Raw genomic sequence first — 19,841 nt, forward strand, 5'->3', positions numbered from 1 at the left:
AGAGTGAAGAAAAATACTTTCTACACTCTCCGACTCTCTGAAAATCACTTAATATACTTTTTACGCCAAAATACCAAAGGCACTCAAAACAATCGATAAAATTAAAATAATCCAAATCACTCGTGTGGAATTTAATTTCTTTTGACCTAACATCCAATAAGTTAAAAGAACAAGTAAGATTGGAACTAAGGAAGGTAAAATTGCATCTAACGTATCTTGAATAACTAATTCGACCCCGTTCTTTTTATAAACAAAAGGAACTGTCGCCTTGATAACTGAAGGAATTAAGGCACCAATCACAGTCACACCAAGAACAGTTGCTGCATTCGTAAAGGCAGATAACTTGTCTTTTAAGGTCGTCACTAGTTTGACCCCTTGCTTATAACCAAGTGGTAAGAGCGCGGCCCGACCAAACAATAGTGCAATATTTGCAATAATCCAAATAACACAGCCCACCACCGAACCATTTTGAGCCAGTGTCCCTGCAACAGAGCCGAAAATCGTCCCCCAAATAACGTGGAATAAAGAGTCACCCACGCCTGCCAAAGAACCCATCAGAGCTGTTTTTAGCGCAATAATTGTTTCTTTCGCTTTATAGCCATCTTGCTCTTCAATCGCAACATCAATCCCCATAATTAAATTCCCAAAAATAGCATTGGTGTTAAAAAATTGATTGTGTGTGCGCATCATATCTTGAAATTGTGCTTCATCATGACCATAGAATTTTTTTAAAACAGGTAAGATGCCGTATAAATATCCTGAACTCATCATACGTTCATAGTTCCAGTTTAATTGGCTTCCTAAAATATAACGCCAGCTAATTGCATTTAATTCTTTTTTTGTCAGTTTATGCTTACTCATCGCCGTCATATCCTCCTTCAAAATCACCATTTCCTGTTGTTGCTTGTGTCGTGCTTTTTGCCCCATCACGTTTAAATACAAGCATCGCTGCTACCATCCCAACTATCGAAACACCTAACATTGGAACTTTTAAATAAGCCGCTAAGAAAAAGCCTAATAGTAAATAGGGGATATATTGCTTCGTTGGCAAGTAACGTAATAAAATCCCTACACCGACAACAGGTAATACTCCTCCAGCTGTTTTTAAGCCCGTCATTAGCCATTCTGGCATGTTATCGGTAATCGTTGTTACTACAGCATCCCCCGCTAATAACATTAATAAAATCGGAATGGCACGAGACAGTCCCCATAGAACAGAACCAGATAAAACTAAACGTGGAATCCGTTTTACTTGCATCTTATCAATCGCTTTATCGACACTATGAAGTAAAAAGACATTACAAAAACGGGCCACTACATCTAGTTGCAACATCAACAGAGAAACAGGAACAGCTAAACCAATGCCATACTCCGCTCCTTTTCCAGAGATTACAGCGAAAGCGGTTCCTAAAACAGCCCCTGTGAAATAATCAGGTACCGATGCTCCACCAAAAGCAGCAATTCCTAAACGCATTAATTGAAGAGTGCCGCCAACCATTAAACCAGTTTTTAAATCTCCCATAATCATTCCAGAAATCATTCCAGCAATAGCTGGTTGCGTCAACGTATTTGAAATAAGTGAGTCATTAATAGCAATAAACGCATAAATAGTAATTAAAATAATTTGATACGCTGCTAAATGCATTGAAATTTCCTCCTAAATTTAAAAATATTCTTTCTTAGTCTGACTGTTTTAGCCGCGTAATTTTTTCATAAAATCAACGACTGGATCGTTTGGAACTAATTGGGCTGTCACAGTGACGCCTTTTGAAGCGATTGTTTCAAAAATTTGTTCTTCTTCTGGTAAAACTTGAATACTTTTTGTTACTTCGCGTGCTCCTTCTTTGTAACTCATATTCCCAACATTTACAGTTTTGATAGGTCCTTGCGCTTCGATAAAGCGGAGCACATCTTTCGGATTTTTAAATAATAAAAATAAACGCTGTTTACCATATTTTCCTGATTGAATATTTTTAGCGGCAGCCTCTACTCCAAGAACAGATAAACGCATCGAAGAAGGCGCTGCCATTCTCAAAGATGATTTTTGTAAAGGATCTGTAGCCGCCTCATCATTGGCTACAATTATTCGCTGTGTACTAAGACTTGTCGACCAAATTCCCGCTACTTGTCCATGAATTAACCGTTCATCAATCCGTGTGTTTACAATATTTTCTTTTCCAACATATTGACTATAGTTACTTAATTCTTTTTCTTTGCTGGCTTCTGAAATCTCTTGTTCTGCTTGATTCATTCCAGCCTTTACATCAACAATATTTTCTTGTGCTAAACAAACTAATTCTTTAATCGAAGCCTGTTGATTAACCACTGCTTCAATCACAACAGAGAGCGTCATCCCTGCAATAATTTCCACTCCGTCAACGTTCAAATAATTCTTTGTTGCCACGTTACATGGCGTTCCTCCTAGTAAATCAGCAATAATCAGTGTCGTACCGTTAAGGGCTTTCATTTTTTCATTTAGCTCTTTCTCAAATTGAAGATTGTCACTATCTGGTCGTAATGAGACTGTATGCACGTGTTCTTGCCGACCAACAATCATTTCTAAGCTAACTTTGACGCCTTCAGCCATGCTACCATGACTAATTAGTACAATGTTTTCCACGAGTTTCCCTCCCTAGATGTAGGTGACCCTACTTAACATGTTATGTTCTCTACGAACTTACTATAACACATACTAAGTTATCCGTAAACCTAATATCTTAATATATTGAATTTATTTTTTTGAATTCTTTAAATAAAAATTGTCTTTCCTCTTTTTCAAAGTGTTTGCTAAAGGCTAGTTAACATGTTATGCTTAATTCATTCGATTACTAGAATGGAGGCAATCGCATGTTACCTAAATATGAACAAATTAAACAAGACCTTTTACGTGAAATAAAAAATCATACCTTTATTCCTGGTGATAAATTTTATTCTGAAGCCGATATTAAACGAAAATATGCTGTTAGTTCTATCACAGCTGTCAAAGCACTGAATGAGCTAACCAGTGCAGGTTACTTGTATCGTATCCAAGGAAAAGGGACCTTTGTTTCGAAATCAAAAGTTTCTCAAAATGTAAAATTTTCTGATATCGAGTTGCATTCTTTAGACTCTGAAAAAGTTAAAGTCCTTTCAATTGAAGAAGAAAATCAAGCCGAAATTTTAAAGGAATTAGGCTTACCAGCTAATGCTTCTTATTATAGAATCAAGCGTGTACGCTATTCTGAAGATACACCCTTTCTCGTACATATCACACATCTTCCCAAAAAGCTTGTTAAAGAGCCGCTCTCAAAGGACCTTACAGCTTATGCAAGTGTGTATGAACGAGTCCGTAAAGATTTTTCAGTAGACCTCTTCTCGTTGGCTTCTGTAGAAACAAATGAAATTGTCTTTCCCGAAGATGCTGAGTTATTGAATTTACTTCAATTAAGTTTTCGTGAACCCGCTGTTAAACAAGTTAAACATTCCTATCTCGCAGATGGTAGTGTTGCTGAATATATTATTAGTTATAAACATTGGAAATATTTCAAAACCAAAATAGAAGTAGAAGCCGAATAAATTTCAGCTTCTACTTCTATTTTTTTAGTCTATGATTACTTGATTCGTAAATTTCAAGTACTCAATGTTAATTCCCTCTGTTTCAAAAATTACTACTTCATTTTGTCCTTGCTGTAAAAATTCTTTGGGACAATACAGCGAATGAATGGGTCCTATTTCCCAATAACGACCTAGATGATGGCCATTGACCACAACGAATCCTTTGCCGTAGCCTCGACAGTCAATATACGTGTCTGCTAGCTGTTCTAATTCAAATGTTACTTGATAAAACGAAGGCTGCAATGGATTTTTTCCAGCTGTGTAATCAATCTTGGCTAATTGCTCTTGTGAAAAAGTTAAGGGATAGTGTTGATAGCCTTGGTGAAAATGAATGTCTTGCATCACTCCACCTCGAATTCCTTTACTTTGTGTGGGATTATTTAATTTAAAGCCATAATTAACGCGACCTAAGTTTTCCACTAAGATATCTAACGCAAGTGTGTCTTTTTCAGTTTGCCCTGAAATGAGTAGCTCTTCTCCCACTGTCTCTTGATATTGGGTAGCAGCTAAATCTCCATCTACATAAATGTGTAAACGATCACTGGCCTCGACCACTTTTAGTTTATTTTCATGATGATAATTTTTTAAATCAAACGAATAAAGCAAGTAGCCATAGCCTGAGCCAGCTTCTTCCATACTTAATGGATACGTGGTGGTCTTCGGTGTCATCATTTGATCTTTTACTGCGAATAAAGATACGCTAGCAGTTACTGGAAAGCTTCCCAAATTTCCCAGTTTTTTCGTGCGTGGTTGTGCTTGCCAAACTTCTGGACATACTTCTTTAATTGCTTTTTGAACGGCATAATATTTTTCTGTTGGTTCTCCTGCTTCTGTTAATAAAGCATCATAATCATAGCTAGTGACTTGAGGTAAATCTTTTGCACCTCGCGCCGAACACCCGTTATAAAAGCCGAAATTTGTTCCTCCATGAAACATATAGAGATTTAAAGAACCCACTGCCAGCATATCTTTTACTTCCTTCGCCAAGTCGGTACCTTCTCGCTGAATCACTGGTTCGCCCCAACGATTGAACCACCCATCCCAGTATTCCATGCACATCAATGGCCATTTTTTACCATGACGAGTCATAAATTTTTTCAAAACGGCAGCATTTTCTTTCGAATGACTACCAAAATTTCCTGTCACAAAAACATCCTCTTCAATTAACGTCCCCGCATCCAAAACCTCTTCCCAAGCGCCATCAGATGTAAAAAGAGGAACCTCAATCCCCAGTTCTTCCATTATCTGCTTGGTTTGTCGCAAGTACGCTTTCTCCATGCCATAGGACCCATATTCATTTTCAACCTGCATCATGATCACTGGTCCACCTTGTGTTATCTGCAGTGGTGCTAGTTTAGGCAATAATACTTGAAAATAGTTACGAACTTTAGTCATAAAAATAGGATCTGTCGAACGTAATCGCACGCCTTTTTCTTTCAAAAGCCATGCGGGTAAGCCACCAAACTCCCATTCTGCACAAATATAAGCCGAAGGACGCAGAATAACTAGTAAATTCAGTTTTTCTGCCAAGCGGACAAATGCTTCAATGTTTTTCATTCCTTCAAAATCGTATACGCCTTCTTCTGGTTCATGAATATTCCAAGGAATGTAGGTTTCTACTGTATTAGCTCCTAAAGCTTTCAGATTATAGAGGCTATCTTCCCATTGTCTAGGTGTCATTCGAAAGTAATGAATCGCCCCGCTAATAATTTTTATTGGTTGTCCATTTAATAAAAAGTCTTCTTTAATCTCAAACGTTTGCATCATTTTTCCCCTTTACCAGTATCTTTGCCATGATGGTTTTGCTAAACGCATTAAGGCTTCCATGTAAAAATAATCGCCCCATAAGTTGGGTTCATCAATCCCTTTTCCTTCTGCATGTGCGTAAACACCATGGAGTAGCAGTCCTTCATTTTCGGAATCATTTTGCGTACGATAATATTCTCCTAATTGATAAATCATTCCTTTGGCAAGCTCTTTCGCTTGAGGAAAAGCCTGTAGTTTGTCTGCTTCCAATAAACCACATGCCGCAATTGCCAGTGCCGAGCTATCTTTGTCAGATGGCATTTGGTCATTAAAATCAAAATCCCAATAGGGAATTAAATCTGCTGGCAAATGAGCTAGAAAAACCTCCACTATTTGTGGATAAATTTCCGGAAATGGTTGGGAATGGAGAAATGTTTCGTTTAGGGGAATCCCTAAAATTGCCCAACTTTGGCCTCGTGCCCAAATGGAAGTATCACTATGTCCTTGATGCGTAGCTCCATGTTTTGGTTTGCCTGTTTCTGGATCAAAATAATAGGTATGATAAGTTGTCGCATCGGATTTAATCACCGTTTTCATTAACGTATGATAGTGACGTGAGGCAATTTCCTCATAAACCCTATTTCCAGATAATTTAGTTGCTTCAAATAAAAGCGGTAAATTCATTAATGAGTCGATAATTAATCGATATTCTTTGGGATCACCATAATGGCCCCACGCTTGAATGAAGGAGCCATTTTCTTGGAATCGTGCTGACAATACTTCAGCGGCAGCTAGCACTTCTTGTTTACAGCGCTCATCACCGGTAATTTTATACCCAGCACCCGCCGATAGACTATATAAAAAACCAATGTCATGGTGGTCCAAAACAAAATGCTCCTCTAATCGTTGTTGAAAGCTGTCAATATTTTCCATTGCCAGTAAACGAAATTTTTCTTGGTGAGACCACTCATATGCCAGCCAAAGCATGCCTGTCCAAAAGCCATTGGTCCAATCATCGTTAGCTTTGAGACGATATCGACCATTCGTAGCACAAGCTGAAGGAAACTGTGTTCCGAAACGCTGCATATTTTTAGCAATTTTTGAAACGCATTCATTTAATTGCGTTTGAATCCATTCATCTGTGACATTTTCTCCTAGAGAGATCAGTCTTTGTTTATTTTCTTGACTACACATCTCCACCACTCCTTAACTTGTTAACATATTAACTTATTGTATTATAACGTAAAAGAAAATAAAAAGCGACCTTTCTTGATTATTTCTCTTAAAAACAAGAGCGTGGGACAAAAATCACTTTGGATTTTTGCTCCACGCTCAAAAACTGATAAACGGCGGGAACAGAACCAACTCCTTCGGAAATAAGCCGAAATTCTCCAAAAATCAAAGAGAAATTTTCGGAAATTTCTTCTTATTTCTCAGAGCTAAACGGTTCTGTCCCGACCTCTTGTTATTTATTCCGACCGAATACTTCAATTTGGGTCAACGCTGGAAACGGAGAAGAGTCCAGCGCTTTTCGTAAGCATTTTAATGTCAAAGTTTGTGTTGTTTTCATTGGGAACTTTATTTCTTGAAAACAGGCGGTATTCGTTGTGGCAACTACTCGTTCCTCTCCATCTGAAAAGGCTAAAGTGACTTCCTCCCAATAGCTATCATGTGGGTAATCCGCCCGAAATAGCAAGCGGATCCAGTCCGTTTCTACAGGTCTGCCAAAGTCAATCGTTAACTGCGCCTCCTTTTGTTGGTTAATTCCCCAAGAAGCAAATGGATACGAGCCATGAGAAAAGTTACCAAACTTAGAATCAATAGCATTTTTCGCAAAGAAAACAGCATCGTCTCTCGTTTCAACGTTTGCATACGCATGAGGATAGGCTCCTGAATATTCTTTTTGGTCATGTGTATTCATAGAAAGATTTTGATAATTGTCTTTTTCAAACGTGTGCGCTTGTCGAACCATTATTTGGTGCCTTGCTGAATGAAAGGCCGTCTCAACAAAAGCTTTTCGAGCAGATTCTTCTAATGGAATTTGATATTCCCAAACTTTTTCTTTCAAATAAATCAATGAAGGAGCCAAAGTTTCATCTAATTGAACCATCAAATAAGGGGTAGCCCCTGTATAAGTCACTACAATTTTATCGCCAACTTGATAAAGGTACTGTTTAATTGCTAATACCGCTAACGTGTCTCCCTCCGCCATGAATGGCGCTTCTGGCTTCTCGTGATCGATTCGGCCAGTAATAATCTGATTGTCTTTATTTTTCAATTCGATTTTTATCATTTTTTATTCCTCCCTTGTCACACCACCTACCAAACAAATCAGGCGATGCGTTCCTATTGGTAGCTCTTTTTGCAAATAAGGTAAACTTGTTCTTGGGAAAAACAACGATGTATTGGGTTCAGGTTGAAGAATACCTGCGTGGTCATACCCTTCAATTGCAACTATTTGCGAACACAATTCTCCTGAATCGACTCTAGCCCACTCTTTACCAAGTTCTTTTTCTGAAAATTTTCCAAGTAACGGTAGACTGAATCCTCCTTCGCGCACTTTTAATGGAACCGATGTCACTATTTCATGTACTCTAACATGCCATTCTCCAAAAGGATAAATGGTTGTTTCAATTTCTACTTCTTGAAAAGGTAGCCATTTATAATAAACTTGCTCCTCTGTTAAATAAAAATCATGAATTTTCCCTTTAACACGAAAATATTCACCATCACGAGAAACAGCCAATACGTTATCAAAAGCTCCCTCCTCATAACACGCGCCAGCTTTGGGAACGCTAAAACCAAAGCGGCTAGAATAGACAAATTTACTATATTTAGCCGCAGCATGTGCTTGATTTTCAAGCCATAGTCCTGCAGGATAGCCGAGGACATGCGTTTTCATTTTAGGATGGATTAATAACATGTTTCCCTTTTCTATCAAACGCTTTTCTTCTCGTTTTATAGCCAGCGGTTCAGCACGCCAAAACGGATGGTCTTGATCCACTGCGAGCAACAAAAATGTTTTAAAAGCCCAATACGGAGAGCCTGGTGCGTTATAACCTTCTGCCATTACTAAATTTTCGTAATGATAGCCAATGGACAACCGACCATCATAAGTGAAAATAGTCTGTTGCATCCAACAGTGTAAATGTTTTGCTAACAGCGTTTTTATTTGTCCCCAAGGTAACGCCTCTACTTCTGCAAATATCAAAGCTGCGAAAAACGCTCCTTGAGCAAACCGATACGTTTGACTACGTCCGTAAGGTAACGCTTCGCCCTCCTCATCAAAATAGTACAGATAGTCCTGAGCAAACATAACGGCTCGTTCTGTAAAACGTTTCGCACGAATAGGATCTCTTTCTCGCATAAATTTGACACAAATCAAACTATAATAATGAAAAGCAAACGAAATATAATAATCTCTTTGCGTAGTTTTACCATCCATATACCAACCATCACCTAAATACATGCGTTCAATCAACGCCAATTCTTCCTCTAGTTCCGCTTGGTTAATCACTTGTCCACATCCCTCGAGTGCCAAACGAATGAGCACTTTGAAAAACGTCCAATTATTTTTAGGAATTTTACACCCAAGTGCTTTATTTAACCAAACCATGATATTTTCTTGCTGTTTCTCAGAAAAACAGGACCAAAAATATGTCTTATGAAGCAATAAAGTTAAAGATAATGCTGCTGCTTCCACAATATATTGATCATAATCAACAATATCGCCCCAATAATCTGGGGATGACGGATCAGTTCCTGCGATTAATTTTTCCACATAAGCATCTCTTAAAACATCATCTTTACAAGCAACCCAATACGGTCCAATTCCCCATAATGGTCGAATGAGCGCTTCCATTTCAGCATGTTGCTGATCATAGACAGCACCACTGGACCCAAAATTTACACCAGGTTTTTCTGATGTTAAAATAGCCGTTTTTAAAGGTGTCATGATTGTTTCAAAAGCTTCCAAATATGCTTCTCTGGTCAAAAAAAGATTACTTTTTAACGATTCCATGCTTTTCGCCTCCATTAGTTTAATTCAAAGAATAACAAGGGCACTTATTTTTTTCAACTATCGTTTAATGAATAAAACGGCATATTATGAGAGCAGCATTTCATCTTCCCCAAACTTAACATATTAATTTTTTCTTTATTTTTGTTGAGCCTTGAGCTATTCACTTTATCCAACAAAACTTCCTTTATCAAAAATGAATAATAAATGAAAAATAAGCAGTCTAACGCAGGAAATTCTCATAATAAATATTTTAAAAAAAAGAGTCTATGACAAAAATCCAAAGAGATTTTTGTCATAGACTTAAAATATGAGAGAAAAGACATCAAAAGTAATGGTCTGATTAACCTTCACAAGTTTTATGATGCTTTTCAAGATATCATTTTGATACAATTTTACGCCTTGCGGTTTACAACAAAAGAGTAAATAGCGATACAGATAATCGCTCCTAGCAACGCTGAGATAATTGGAAAACCGCCGATGACTGGTCCTAAAGAAGGCAACAAGAGTGATGCTACCCAACTTCCTAAAAAGCCCACGATAATATTTCCAATAATGCCACCTGGCACGTCTTTTCCTAAAATTGCGCCAGCAATTGCGCCAATAATTCCTCCGACAATTAATGCCCATAGAAAGCTAAACATTTGAAAAACCTACCTTTCATAGTTGATTTTTTTAGTTAATTTTCCTACTTTAAGGATAAAACAGAAAGCAGACTTTTTCAAAAGATAGGACTTTTCAGAAGTCAATTTATTCTTCTACATAAGCTAAACGATAGGATACTGTGCGACCAAAAGAAAATACTTGCAAACCTTGTAGGCGATCTGATTTCAAGTAACCAATGGCTCCTTGGAATAGTGGTAAAACACCAGCATCTTTTTCAATTAATGTTTTTTCTAAACTTAGTAATTCATTCCAGCGTTTTTCAGGTTCATTAGCGTAATCTTTTCTAACTTTTTGGAGACCCGCATCATACGCTGAATCGTTATAACCAGAAGTATTTAAGCCACTTTTTGAGTCATAAAATTCTAAAAAATTAATGGGATCAGCATAGTCAGGTGTCCATGTTCCAAAGGCTAAATCGTAATTACCTGCTGTTTGTAAATCCAAACGATTTTGCAAAGGCAATGATTTTAATTTGATTGTTAAACCTGGTAAATTTTGTTGCAATTGCCCTTGAACAAATTCAATGGTTTTCTTGGCAATCGCTGAGTCCGCTGAGATTAGTTCCAATTCAATTTTATCTTTGCCCAACTCTTCTTTCGCTTTGGTCCAGTTAGCTTGGGCTTCTTTAATATTATATGGCAATAAATCACCATTTTCTTTACGGAAATCTTCACCTGTATCTGGATTTTTTGCAAAATTAGCTGGTACAAAACCATTTAAAGCTGTCGAGCCATCTCCTAAAATTTCTTTTGCAAAAGTTTCTTTATCAATCGCTTGTAAAAAAGCTTTTCGAACATGTTCGTTGCCGGTGATTTCACGGCGATGATTAGGGCTTAAATAACCTACCATAGCTTTAGGTACAAAATGCGCTTGTTTTGACTCTTTATACTGAAGTGCATAAGTATCTGCTAAAACAGTGTAATCTAAGTCGCCATTATCAAAAAGATTGGCTCCTGTGCCAATTTCTTTCACTACTTGAACATCAATTTCATTCAATTTTACGTGTTCTTTATCCCAATAATGATCATTCTTCTTCAATTTCCAAGTTTCGGAATTGCCATCCCAACCTGAAATTACAAATGGTCCATTGCCAACAAAATTATCTGCAGAAGTCCCATAGGCAGTACCTTTTTCTTTGGCAAAGGCTTCATTTTTAGGCATAAAAGGTGTTCCAACTAAGACTTGGGCTAAATAAGGAATTGGATTTTCCAATGTTAGTTCTAGTGTCTGGTCATCGATTGCTTTGACACCAAATTCTTCCATCGTGGCTTGTCCTTCCCGCACCGCACGCCCATTTTTAAAAATATCCATTTGATTACTGCTACTTGAACCATACGCTGGATCGACCACGTTTCTAAACGCAACTACAAAATCCCCTGCTTTAACTGGATCCCCGTTTGTCCATTTTGCTTCTCGTAACTTGAATGTATAGACTAACCCGTCTTCACTAACTTGTGGCTCTGCTTTCGCCATAGCTAGCTCAGGATCTCCGTTTTTATCTTGTCGATACAAGCCTTCAACTACTTGACCAATCATATCGGAACTATAGACATCTGTATAATGAGCGCTGTCTAATGTCGAGAGTTCACCACCAGATGCGACGTTAATTTTCTGTGTAATTGGTTCGTTCGAGGTTGTTTTCGAACCGCCACTTCCACATGCTGCTAAAACCAAGCCCAGTGCAACAAGTCCGATTAACCACTTTTTCTGTTTCATACCAAAACTCCTCCTTCTGTTCAAACAACTTACCTACATTTTACATGATTTTCCATACATTTGTCCTTTTTCAGCACTTACTTTTTGAAAGAAAAATATTTTTTTAAGAATAAGAGTTGACAGATATTTTTTCTGGTGGTACAGTATTGAAAAACAGAGAACAGAAGAGTAACTGTTTCCTTTAGTGAAGAGAGTCTTTGGTTGGTGGAAAAAGACGTAAAGAAACAGCGAACCACATCTGGGAGTTGACTTTTTGAACCCTTAGTAGGAAAGTCCGGGACCACTCGTTAACAGGCGAAGTTATGAACTTCATAAGGTTCGTGTTGCGAAACACGAATAAACTAAGGTGGAACCACGATAATTTGATTATTCGTCCTTTGGCTATTCAGCCAAAGGACTTTTTTGTTTTTTTAGATGCGCTTTTCAACCTGAGAGAGTGCCTCAACTGCTCAAGTCTGTTGTCCTCTTTTCCATATGCTTAATGGGATAATCTAGAAAAGCAACAGGTTTTCTGTTCCGTTCGAACAATTTCATACTTACAAATCAAGGCTTAGGACATAGTAATTTAGCTCTTCCTTTACAGAGACTTTTTCATTGGCTGAAAGAAAAAGATGGATTCTTCTTTACTCACACCTAAAAGATGTTTTTCTGAATCCTTTAGTAAGAAAAACCGGTGACTCTATCGTTAACAGAGAGTAGTTGTCAACGCAACTACATAAGGCTTATCTTGTGAAAGATAAGTAAATTGAGGTGGCACCACGAATGCGATTCGTCCTCTTGGCTCACAGCCAAGAGGCTTTTTTGTTTTTTAATAAAAATTGTTGGAGGAAAAAATGATGGATTATATTTTAGAAATTTTACCTGCTTTAGTTAGCGGAGCTGGCATGACACTGAAAGTCTTTTTCTTTACACTCCTTGGCTCGATTCCACTGGGGATTATCATTGCCTTTATTTTACAAAGTTCGTTTAAACCTTTACGTTACTTAATTAACCTCTACATTTGGTTAATGCGCGGCACTCCGCTATTGTTACAATTAATTTTTGTTTTTTACGGCTTACCATTAATTGGTATTGTCTTTGAACGTTACGATGCGGCCTTATTCGCATTTATTTTAAATTATGCTGCGTACTTTGCTGAAATTTTCCGCGGGGGGATTCAAGCAATTCCCCAAGGTCAATATGAAGCTGCTAAGGTTTTACGTTTAACACGTTTTCAAACAGTCACGCGGATTATTTTGCCACAAGTTGTTAAAATCGTGCTGCCTTCCGTAGGAAATGAAATTATCAATTTGGTCAAGGATACTTCTCTTATTTATGTACTTGGCTTAGGCGATCTTTTACGTGCTGGTAAAATTGCGATGAGCCGCGATGTTACATTAGTGCCATTAGCTTTAGTGGGAGTGATTTATTTACTCTTTACGGCAATTTTGACTGTTGCTTCTAAGAAAATTGAAAAATTCTATCAATATTATAAATAGGAGGACTCTACCATGTTAACTATTAAAAATTTAACCAAACATTTTGACAACCGGACTATTATTGATCACTTAAATTTAGAAATTCCAGAGGGTAAAATTTTAACGATTGTTGGTCCTTCAGGCGGCGGAAAAACCACTTTACTTCGTTGTTTAGCTGGTTTAGAAACCATTGATTCTGGTGAGCTTTTGTTGGATGGTGTTCCTTTCAATCCTGCTGAAATGGACAATGCCGATCAAGTGGTTGGGGTCGTTTTCCAGGATTTCCAACTTTTCCCTCACTTATCAGTTTTAGAAAACATTACCTTAGCACCTACATTAGTACTAAAAGAAGAAAAAGCAAAAAGTCAGCAAGAAGCTTTAGAATTACTGGAAAAATTGGGCTTGGCTGGTAAAGAAAAACTCTATCCATATCAACTTTCCGGTGGACAAAAACAACGAGTTGCACTTGCTCGTGCCTTAGCAATGAAGCCAAAAGTTCTTGGGTACGATGAACCAACGAGCGCGCTAGATCCAGCTTTACGTCAACAAGTGGAAGAAGTTATTTTAGATTTACGGAAACAAGGCATGACACAGATTGTCGTGACCCACGATATGGCTTTCGCTGAAAAAATTGCAGACAATCTTTTGACGGTTGCCCCCGTCCAATAGAAAGGAGTTTATGATGAAAAAGAAATATTCTTTAGCCTTGCTGGTTATCTGTTGTAGTTTACTCCTATTTGCAGGTTGTGGTAAAAGAAAAAGCAACGAAGATCAATGGACACGGATTAACGAAGAAAAACGGATTATTATTGGCTTAGATGACTCCTTTGTGCCCATGGGTTTTCAAGATAAATCAGGCCAAATTGTCGGCTTTGATGTCGACTTAGCCAAAGCGGTTTTTAAACTTTATGGCATTTCCGTTGACTTCCAACCGATTGATTGGTCTATGAAAGAAACAGAATTACAAAATCAAACCATTGATCTTATTTGGAATGGCTACACTAAAACGAGCGAACGGGCCGAAAAAGTTCAATTCACACAACCTTACATGACGAACGACCAAGTACTTGTTTCTTTAAAAGAAAAAAACATTGCAACAGCGAGCGACATGCAAGGCAAAATTTTAGGGGTTCAAAATGGCTCTTCTGGCTATGATGGCTTCGAAAGTCAGCCTGACGTTTTGAAAAAATTTGTTAAAGACCAAACGCCTATTTTATATGACGGGTTTAATGAAGCTTTCTTAGATTTAAAATCTGGCCGAATTGATGGGCTCCTAATTGATCGCGTCTACGCCAACTACTATCTTTCCCACGAAGATAATTTAAAAAACTATACTATTTCTCATGTCGGCTATGACAATGAGGATTTTGCTGTGGGCGTCCGAAAATCAGACAATCAATTAGTCCAAAAAATCAATACTGCCTTTGAAACGTTACGAAAAGATGGCACCCTTAGTAAAATTTCTCAAAAATGGTTTGGAGAGGACGTTACAAATAACACAAAAATAAACTAAATAACGAATAAAAAGGTGTACTGCTGACGGAACTGACCTAAGATTGTGAGACAGGAATAAAAAAGCATTTTCCTAGACTGCTGATTTCCGATAATCTATCGGCGATTGGTAGTCTAGTTTTTGTTGAATTCGACTTTCATTATAATAAGTAATGTATTTTTTTACAATTTCTATTACAATAGATGTAGGTTCATTTGTGAGCCCATCTAAGTAGAACGTTTCAGACTTTAGTGAGGCATGAAACGATTCGATGCAGGCATTATCTGAAGGTGTCCCTTTGCGGGACATACTCATGGTAATGCCTTTTGTTTTTATTTGATTCTGGTAGTCAAAAGAAGTATAAACAGAGCCCTGATCACTATGCAATAGACAATCCGTTGTTTGGGGCAATTGATCAAGTGTATCCAGAACAAAAGCCGTATCTTGCTTATCACCGATGGTATAGGCAATAATTTCACCATTGTATAAATCCATAATTGAAGACAAATACAATTGCTTTTGACCAAAAGGCAGATAAGTAATATCTGTTACCAATTTCTTTAAAGGAGCGTCTGAAGAAAATTGTCTATTTAGCTTGTTCTCGACAACCGTGTAAGGTTGTCCCACTTTACTGCGTTTCTTCATTTTCACGCGACAATTCCAATGATATTTCTGCATAATCTTTTGTACGGTGTTTTTGTTTACTTTGTATTCCTGATTAATCAACGCAGTAATCTTTCGATAGCCATATCGAAACTTATGTTGGAAGCAAAGTCGACGAACAGCTTCTTCAAGAGGTGTTAACTTTCCCAAGTCTTTTCGATGAGTCCAACGATAATAAGTAGCTCGCGAAACGCCGAAAAGTTGACACAATGCAGTAATGGTTATTTTTCCTTTCATTCTTTTAACTAATTCTACAAATATTTCTGGCTCCACGTCCTTTCCAATTCTTTGTACTTTTTTAGCACCTCAATATGCATTTTTAAATAGTTATTTTCATTTCTAAGCTGTTGTTCATTTGATAGAATTTCTGGACCTTTTCCATAAGCATATTGTTTTCCAACGGGTTGAACCAGACGATGATTCTCGCCATTACGGTACCAACGCCACCATGTTTCAATTTGTGTTTTGTTTTTAATTCCTAATTCTGCCATAATTATTTTTACAGGAATATTCTCTTTTTTCATCTGTATAGCCATTTCTTTGATGTGAATCGGATAAGAAACTCGATTTCCCATTGAAAAAGCACCTCCTAGTTAAATTCATTTTAACGTGAATTCAACAAGAGGTGCTTTTTTATTTTGTCTCAGTTTATTGGGTCAGTTCATGACTTAGTACACCTTTTTATTTGAATCAAATTCTTAGCAAATTCTAACTTATGAAGAACTTTTATTTTTGCTACACTAGTAAAAGTCGAGAGAATTTGTCCTTTTCTGCCTAGAACAATCATTACTCTCAATAAATGAAAGGAGAAAAAAATGCCTACTAATAAAAAAGAAGGAATGCTTTTTACTACGTTAATGTGCTTTCTGATGGTTTTCGGAATGAGCACCTATAATTTATTATTGCATGGAGAATTTTCATTGTACGCCTTATCAAAAGGTTTGCTTCCTGGATTTATCGTTGCTTTTATTTTAGACGTTTTCATCGTTGGTGTCTTAGCTAAGAAAATCGCTTTTTCTTTACCCTTTAATAAAGAAAAACGGCTATTACTTATTCTGACCATTTCGAGTCTCATGATTATCGGCATGGTGACTTGTATGTCTTTATTTGGCTTATTAATGGAAGGCCAGACGTTGTCACTAAGTGCGTATTTCCAAGCTTGGGGCCTGAACTTTATTGTTGCCCTTCCTTATCAATTGCTGATTGTCGGTCCCTTTTCACGTATGATCTTAACCAATTACCAACAACGACAAACTTAGAAAATAGATTTTCATTATTTATTAACTTTTACTATACAAAAAAGAAATGAAAAAATGTATTACGCCTCCAAAATTAGAACAAAAATCTAACTTTGGAGGCGTATTTAAACTAGCAAAATATGATTATGCATTCAAGAACAAAGTAGTAAAAGCTTATCAAAATGGAGAAAAGATGCTATCAAACACTGGACAAAGCAATTTAATATCTCTTCATATTCCACTGTACAAGAATGAGTCAAAATAGTAGAAAAATTTAATTTTAAGGTCCTTCATCAAAAAACTGCCAACGGATACACCTGAATTTAAGCATTCGAAACATAATCAAAACGGAACATCCTAATTAAGAATGATGCTCTAGCTGAATCCTTTTCTTGATTTGTTTAATGATAAAGTTTTGTCCTTTCCATATTGCTAAACACTCGAATATAAAAGCGATTCTTGACAAAAGAAATTAATAAATTGATTTCCTCTAATTATCAGCGAAGCAAAACGAAACTTCGGTTCAGTGTTCAATACTGTAAACGGTTCATTTCATAAAAATACCGGCCAGATTTCTCCAGCCGGTATTCGAGCTCAATTTTGTATTTTACTAAAAAATTCTATTTTTTAATTTAGACTTCTTCTTCAATAATAAAACGTGGTCGCCCCTTAACTTCGGAATAAATTTTACCAATATATTCGCCCACAATAGACAGACTGATTAATTGAATTCCCCCTAAAAACCAGATACTGATGATAAGAGAAGACCAACCAGCTTCAACATTTCCTGTAAAATGTTGTATTAAACTATAAATCATATAAAAGATACCAATTAATAAAGTAATAAACCCTATGTTTCTAACCATTTTTATTGGTACAATTGAAAAGGAAGTAATGCCTTCCATAGCAAAATTAAGCATTTTTTTTAGCGGATATTTTGACTCACCAGCTACTCGAATATTTCTTGAATAATAAACTTTTGTACTAGGAAATCCAACTAATGGAACCATCCCTCTTAAAAATAAGTTTTCTTCTTTAAAAGTTAGTAATACCTTAGTCGCTCGATTGCTCATCAAACGAAAATCTGCATGGTTTGGTACGGTATTCACACCTAGTTTATTCATAAATGAATAAAACATTTCTGCAGTTTTTCTTTTGAACGCGGTATCTGTATCACGGTTACTACGAACGCCATAAACAACATCGTTTCCATCATGATAAGCATCAATCATTCCCTCAATTGCCTCGACATCATCTTGTAAATCTGCATCAATCGTAACAATCATATCTGCAAATTGAACCGCTGTCGTCATACCAGCTAAAAGTGCATTTTGGTGACCAAAGTTGCGACTAAATTTAAGACCTTTAAAATGTTCTTCTTGTTCAGATAGTCTTTTAATAATAGCCCATGTTTTATCTTTACTACCATCATCCACAAACAAAATGGAACTTTCTGTACTTACTTTATTCTTAGCAATCATTCGTTTTAAAAAATCCAACAATACCTTGCTGGAAATAGGTAGTACTTCCTCTTCATTATAACATGGTACTACTATAAAAAGTTTTGACATTTTCTTTTTTCCTCCTATTAGTTGCTGTTAACACACTTTCCCATCCAATTGCTGAAAGTAAATAGAAAAATGGTAAAAATTGAATTAAATAGCGTGAGCGACCACCTTCAAATAATAGTAGAAACATCATAGCTCCAATAATAGTAAGCTTTATGATTAATTCTTTTTCATCTATTTTTTTCATATTAAATGAACATCCAGTAATAAACATACCTATTATGGTTATTAGCCACATAATCTGCATATAAAGTTTCATGAATGACGTCCATTTACCTACTTGAAAATAATTGTCTTGTAAAAATATTTTAAACCTTGATCTATTAGAATCGCGGTCGAGTTCCATAGGTCGTGGTCCATAATCTTTCCAATCAAAATCTCCAGCGGCTGTATTATAATATTGCTTATTCAATAAAAACTTTGTATATCCTATCGGTCCATAATCTTTTAGTCTTTTTTTTATGACTTTAATATTGTAGTCCTTTTTATCCTGATATTTTTTTTGACTACTAGTCGCATTAGAATCGGATAAGTTATATCCTCCGTTGCCTTTTAATCCCATCATCATCCAATGAGTCATTGGATACTGTTCATTTTTATTGAATTCAATCGTTGTTTGTGTACTTCTATAAATAGAGAAACTACTGATTGTACCAAACATAAAAATAAAAGCAATAAGAATATTCAATACCTTCGCTAAATTTATTGGTTGTATTTTCTTCTGTAAACAATCAATAAATTTAACAATACTCCAAGCAATGATAAATATGATTGCAGATGGCTTAATTAGATATAATATTGCACAACAAATGCCTAACATCATACTAAAAAGTAAGCTATTTTGTTTTTTTGTGTTAATAAACGAATACAAAAACATACTAAAAGACACAATTGTGAATGCTCCTATATCTGTGTACGGAACAATAATTAACGGAGATAACGCTAAACTAAGAATCGACAAATAAAATACTAAATAAGCAATCATATGAGAAAATAACCGTTTGGTAGCGGTATATAAGAAAAAGAAACCTAAATCAATAAACACCGTACTACATAATTGCCAAAATAGCCACGTATTACCTATACCATCTACAAAAATATTAGCTATTTTTGTTATTCCTAACATCACAAAAAAGAAAAATGCATTATTAGGATATCTCGAAAGATACGCATCCATGGGTTGATTTTTTGTTACTCCCAAAAATATCACTTTGACATCCCAACCAATGGGGGCTGATATAGTACTCACAAGAATGAATTGTAATAATATAGTAATCGCAACAATTAAAATTGTAATAACTTTTATATTCTTTCTAATATAATCCTTAATTTGTTTCAAAAAAAATAAAAAATAATTTCTAACGTTACTTGATATGATAATACAGACAATAAAACAAACTAATGCTAATCCTAAAACAAGTGATGCACCCTTTAAGTTTGCTATATTGAAATACGGATGTCGTATAACTCCAAAAAGTGTAATTAAGATTGCTAAAGTAAAAATAAAGTTAATAGACTTGTATAGAAAATTCTTAATATTCATCTCTTCTTCCTTCCAAAAAAATTACTGTATATTTTAACATAAGCAAAAACAGACAGCTTAAAATATAAAATCTCAGCTGTCTGTTAATTATATCATATTTATTTTGCAAAAAAATTTAATATGGGTAAATTTAAACTTAT

General features: G+C 36.1%; 17 protein-coding genes and 2 other annotated features. Of the genes, 5 read left to right on the plus strand and 12 right to left on the minus strand.

Annotated elements, in window-relative coordinates:
* Positions 1–60: 60 nt before the first annotated feature.
* Genes IGK96_RS10415 through IGK96_RS10425 form a run of 3 tightly spaced genes read right to left on the minus strand, consistent with a single transcriptional unit; the run spans position 61 to position 2,587 of the window.
* A complete protein-coding gene (locus IGK96_RS10415; protein ID WP_002383066.1) occupies positions 61–861 on the minus strand; it encodes a PTS system mannose/fructose/sorbose family transporter subunit IID in 801 nt (266 codons plus the stop codon).
* Positions 854–1,645: a PTS mannose/fructose/sorbose/N-acetylgalactosamine transporter subunit IIC gene (locus IGK96_RS10420; protein WP_002358771.1), complete on the minus strand. Its 792-nt coding sequence runs from the start codon at positions 1,643–1,645 to the stop codon at positions 854–856. The genes IGK96_RS10415 and IGK96_RS10420 overlap by 8 nt, the downstream gene beginning before the upstream one ends.
* A gap of 48 nt (positions 1,646–1,693) precedes the next feature.
* Positions 1,694–2,587, minus strand: a complete 894-nt coding sequence (locus tag IGK96_RS10425) for a PTS mannose/fructose/sorbose transporter subunit IIAB (RefSeq protein WP_002407978.1) — start codon at positions 2,585–2,587, stop codon at positions 1,694–1,696.
* Positions 2,588–2,847: 260 nt separating this feature from the next.
* On the opposite strand from IGK96_RS10425, the gene IGK96_RS10430 reads away from it, so the two are divergent.
* Positions 2,848–3,555, plus strand: coding sequence for a GntR family transcriptional regulator (locus IGK96_RS10430; RefSeq protein WP_002366233.1), 708 nt, complete (start codon positions 2,848–2,850; stop codon positions 3,553–3,555).
* A 24-nt stretch (positions 3,556–3,579) separates the two neighbouring features.
* Here IGK96_RS10430 and IGK96_RS10435 read toward each other — a convergent pair whose 3' ends face one another.
* From IGK96_RS10435 to IGK96_RS10460, 6 genes are all read right to left on the minus strand, one after another.
* The gene (locus IGK96_RS10435; protein WP_085443327.1) at positions 3,580–5,358 is read right to left on the minus strand and encodes a glycoside hydrolase family 35 protein; all 1,779 of its coding nucleotides are present in this window, start codon (positions 5,356–5,358) and stop codon (positions 3,580–3,582) included.
* Between the two features lie 12 nt (positions 5,359–5,370).
* Entirely contained in the window at positions 5,371–6,534 is a 1,164-nt protein-coding gene (locus IGK96_RS10440) for a glycoside hydrolase family 88 protein (RefSeq protein ID WP_002390979.1), read from the minus strand.
* A 271-nt stretch (positions 6,535–6,805) separates the two neighbouring features.
* Positions 6,806–7,633, minus strand: a complete 828-nt coding sequence (locus IGK96_RS10445; protein WP_085443309.1) for a hypothetical protein — start codon at positions 7,631–7,633, stop codon at positions 6,806–6,808.
* Positions 7,634–7,636: 3 nt separating this feature from the next.
* Positions 7,637–9,376 (minus strand): DUF2264 domain-containing protein, encoded by a 1,740-nt coding sequence (locus IGK96_RS10450; RefSeq protein WP_050588841.1) that lies wholly within the window; start codon positions 9,374–9,376, stop codon positions 7,637–7,639.
* 377 nt (positions 9,377–9,753) lie between these two features.
* Positions 9,754–10,002, minus strand: a complete 249-nt coding sequence (locus IGK96_RS10455) for a GlsB/YeaQ/YmgE family stress response membrane protein (RefSeq protein WP_085443311.1) — start codon at positions 10,000–10,002, stop codon at positions 9,754–9,756.
* Positions 10,003–10,108: 106 nt separating this feature from the next.
* Positions 10,109–11,740, minus strand: a complete 1,632-nt coding sequence (locus tag IGK96_RS10460; protein WP_010707804.1) for a peptide ABC transporter substrate-binding protein — start codon at positions 11,738–11,740, stop codon at positions 10,109–10,111.
* Between the two features lie 147 nt (positions 11,741–11,887).
* Positions 11,888–12,121, plus strand: a binding site (T-box leader).
* A gap of 156 nt (positions 12,122–12,277) precedes the next feature.
* Positions 12,278–12,520, plus strand: a binding site (T-box leader).
* Positions 12,521–12,573: 53 nt separating this feature from the next.
* On the opposite strand from IGK96_RS10460, the gene IGK96_RS10465 reads away from it, so the two are divergent.
* Genes IGK96_RS10465 through IGK96_RS10475 form a run of 3 tightly spaced genes read left to right on the plus strand, consistent with a single transcriptional unit; the run spans position 12,574 to position 14,710 of the window.
* On the plus strand, positions 12,574–13,218 hold the full coding sequence (locus IGK96_RS10465) for an amino acid ABC transporter permease (protein WP_002383057.1): 645 nt from the start codon (positions 12,574–12,576) through the stop codon (positions 13,216–13,218).
* Positions 13,219–13,230: 12 nt separating this feature from the next.
* Positions 13,231–13,866 carry an amino acid ABC transporter ATP-binding protein gene (locus IGK96_RS10470; protein WP_002355681.1) on the plus strand — a complete coding sequence of 212 codons (636 nt, stop codon included), beginning with the start codon at positions 13,231–13,233 and terminating at the stop codon, positions 13,864–13,866.
* Positions 13,867–13,876: 10 nt separating this feature from the next.
* Positions 13,877–14,710: an amino acid ABC transporter substrate-binding protein gene (locus IGK96_RS10475; protein ID WP_025188884.1), complete on the plus strand. Its 834-nt coding sequence runs from the start codon at positions 13,877–13,879 to the stop codon at positions 14,708–14,710.
* Between the two features lie 72 nt (positions 14,711–14,782).
* On the opposite strand, the gene IGK96_RS10480 is transcribed toward IGK96_RS10475, so the two are convergent.
* Positions 14,783–15,927, minus strand: a protein-coding gene (locus IGK96_RS10480; RefSeq protein ID WP_096397480.1) for an IS3 family transposase whose coding sequence is annotated in 2 segments (ribosomal slippage) — positions 14,783–15,654 and positions 15,654–15,927 — 1,146 coding nt in all. Because the reading frame shifts where the segments join, the coding sequence is not laid out codon by codon here.
* 240 nt (positions 15,928–16,167) lie between these two features.
* Here IGK96_RS10480 and IGK96_RS10485 point away from each other — a divergent pair.
* Positions 16,168–16,611 carry a hypothetical protein gene (locus IGK96_RS10485; RefSeq protein ID WP_002355676.1) on the plus strand — a complete coding sequence of 148 codons (444 nt, stop codon included), beginning with the start codon at positions 16,168–16,170 and terminating at the stop codon, positions 16,609–16,611.
* 611 nt (positions 16,612–17,222) lie between these two features.
* On the opposite strand, the gene IGK96_RS10490 is transcribed toward IGK96_RS10485, so the two are convergent.
* Positions 17,223–18,161: a glycosyltransferase family 2 protein gene (locus tag IGK96_RS10490; protein WP_002376017.1), complete on the minus strand. Its 939-nt coding sequence runs from the start codon at positions 18,159–18,161 to the stop codon at positions 17,223–17,225.
* The gene (locus tag IGK96_RS10495; RefSeq protein ID WP_010707214.1) at positions 18,127–19,701 is read right to left on the minus strand and encodes a hypothetical protein; all 1,575 of its coding nucleotides are present in this window, start codon (positions 19,699–19,701) and stop codon (positions 18,127–18,129) included. Before IGK96_RS10495 ends, IGK96_RS10490 begins: the two co-directional genes overlap by 35 nt.
* Positions 19,702–19,841 lie beyond the last annotated feature (140 nt).

The sequence above is a fragment of the Enterococcus sp. DIV0682 genome (genome assembly GCF_051712685.1).
Classification (GTDB): domain Bacteria; phylum Bacillota; class Bacilli; order Lactobacillales; family Enterococcaceae; genus Enterococcus; species Enterococcus faecalis.

Excerpts from the sequence above, each read along its gene's own strand:
- IGK96_RS10430 (WP_002366233.1), top strand. The coding sequence starts at position 2,848 with ATGTTACCTAAATATGAACAAATTAAACAAGACCTTTTACGTGAAATA.
- IGK96_RS10425 (WP_002407978.1), bottom strand. The coding sequence starts at position 2,587 with ATGGCTGAAGGCGTCAAAGTTAGCTTAGAAATGATTGTTGGTCGGCAA.
- IGK96_RS10435 (WP_085443327.1), bottom strand. The coding sequence starts at position 5,358 with ATGCAAACGTTTGAGATTAAAGAAGACTTTTTATTAAATGGACAACCA.
- IGK96_RS10495 (WP_010707214.1), bottom strand. The coding sequence starts at position 19,701 with ATGAATATTAAGAATTTTCTATACAAGTCTATTAACTTTATTTTTACT.
- IGK96_RS10470 (WP_002355681.1), top strand. The coding sequence starts at position 13,231 with ATGTTAACTATTAAAAATTTAACCAAACATTTTGACAACCGGACTATT.
- IGK96_RS10415 (WP_002383066.1), bottom strand. The coding sequence starts at position 861 with ATGAGTAAGCATAAACTGACAAAAAAAGAATTAAATGCAATTAGCTGG.
- IGK96_RS10445 (WP_085443309.1), bottom strand. The coding sequence starts at position 7,633 with ATGATAAAAATCGAATTGAAAAATAAAGACAATCAGATTATTACTGGC.
- IGK96_RS10465 (WP_002383057.1), top strand. The coding sequence starts at position 12,574 with ATGATGGATTATATTTTAGAAATTTTACCTGCTTTAGTTAGCGGAGCT.
- IGK96_RS10460 (WP_010707804.1), bottom strand. The coding sequence starts at position 11,740 with ATGAAACAGAAAAAGTGGTTAATCGGACTTGTTGCACTGGGCTTGGTT.
- IGK96_RS10490 (WP_002376017.1), bottom strand. The coding sequence starts at position 18,161 with ATGTCAAAACTTTTTATAGTAGTACCATGTTATAATGAAGAGGAAGTA.
- IGK96_RS10475 (WP_025188884.1), top strand. The coding sequence starts at position 13,877 with ATGATGAAAAAGAAATATTCTTTAGCCTTGCTGGTTATCTGTTGTAGT.
- IGK96_RS10485 (WP_002355676.1), top strand. The coding sequence starts at position 16,168 with ATGCCTACTAATAAAAAAGAAGGAATGCTTTTTACTACGTTAATGTGC.
- IGK96_RS10455 (WP_085443311.1), bottom strand. The coding sequence starts at position 10,002 with ATGTTTAGCTTTCTATGGGCATTAATTGTCGGAGGAATTATTGGCGCA.
- IGK96_RS10450 (WP_050588841.1), bottom strand. The coding sequence starts at position 9,376 with ATGGAGGCGAAAAGCATGGAATCGTTAAAAAGTAATCTTTTTTTGACC.
- IGK96_RS10420 (WP_002358771.1), bottom strand. The coding sequence starts at position 1,645 with ATGCATTTAGCAGCGTATCAAATTATTTTAATTACTATTTATGCGTTT.
- IGK96_RS10440 (WP_002390979.1), bottom strand. The coding sequence starts at position 6,534 with ATGTGTAGTCAAGAAAATAAACAAAGACTGATCTCTCTAGGAGAAAAT.